The organism is Methylobacterium sp. C33D, assembly GCF_053345825.1.
Map to the genome: position 1 here is coordinate 1 of NZ_JBKFAV010000107.1, position 979 is coordinate 979.

At 69.3% G+C, this 979-nt stretch carries 1 pseudogene; it reads left to right on the forward strand.

Annotated features, from left to right (window positions below):
* Positions 1–62: 62 nt before the first annotated feature.
* A pseudogene (locus tag ACLBXO_RS31570) lies at positions 63–979 on the forward strand (IS3 family transposase); the annotation flags it as partial.

The window sequence follows — 979 nt, forward strand, 5'->3', positions numbered from 1 at the left end:
TGATCCTCCCTCGGCATCGCGGACACCTCTGATACGCTCATGCTGAGCGGGGAATGTGTCGGATGGCGAAGACGAGACGAGAGTTCACGCCCGAGTTTAAACGCGAAGCGGTCGCCCTGCTGGAGAGCAGCGGCCGGCCGCAGGTGCAGGTCGCGGCCGAGCTCGGGATCCAGCCCTCGATGTTGCGGCAGTGGCGCGCCACGCTGAACGGAGCCCCACCCCGGCCGCGGCCGGCCGGATCGACGGGGAGTGCGCCACCAAGCCCGGTCGCCTCGCCGTCCGATCAGTCCGCCGAGATCGCCCGCCTGCGGCGTGAGCTCGACCGTACGCGCATGGAGCGCGACGTACTAAAAAAAGCCATCGGCATCTTCGCGGAGATGCCCAAGTGACCTTCGCCTTCATCGAGCAACATGCGCGGACCTGGCCGGTGCGTCTCATGTGCCGCGTGCTCGGAGTTTCACCCAGCGGCTTCTACGGATGGCGGTCACGGCCAGAGAGCGCCCGCTCGGCCTCCAACCGCCAGCTCCTGGACGACGTCCGGCGCATCCATGCCGCCCATCACCGGCGCTACGGCTCCCCGCGCGTGCATGCCGCCCTGCGGGCCGAGGGCCGGTCTGTCAGCCGCGGGCGGGTGGAGCGTCTCATGCGCCGGCACGGCATCCGTGCCCTGGCGGGTCGTCGGTTCCGGCCCTGTACGACCGACAGCCGTCACGATCTTCCCATCGCGCCCAATCTCCTCAAGCAGGACTTCTCAGCCGCGCGACCCGACACGGTCTGGCTGGCTGACATCACCTACCTGCCGACCAGCGAGGGCTGGCTGTACCTGGCCGCCGTCCTCGATCTGGCCACGCGCAAGATCGTCGGTTGGTCGATGCGCGATCACATGCGCGCCGAGCTGAGCGTAGCGGCATTGATGATGGCCGCCCAGCGGCAGCGGCCGGCCGCCGGGCTGATCTGCCACTCGGATCGCGGCAGCCAG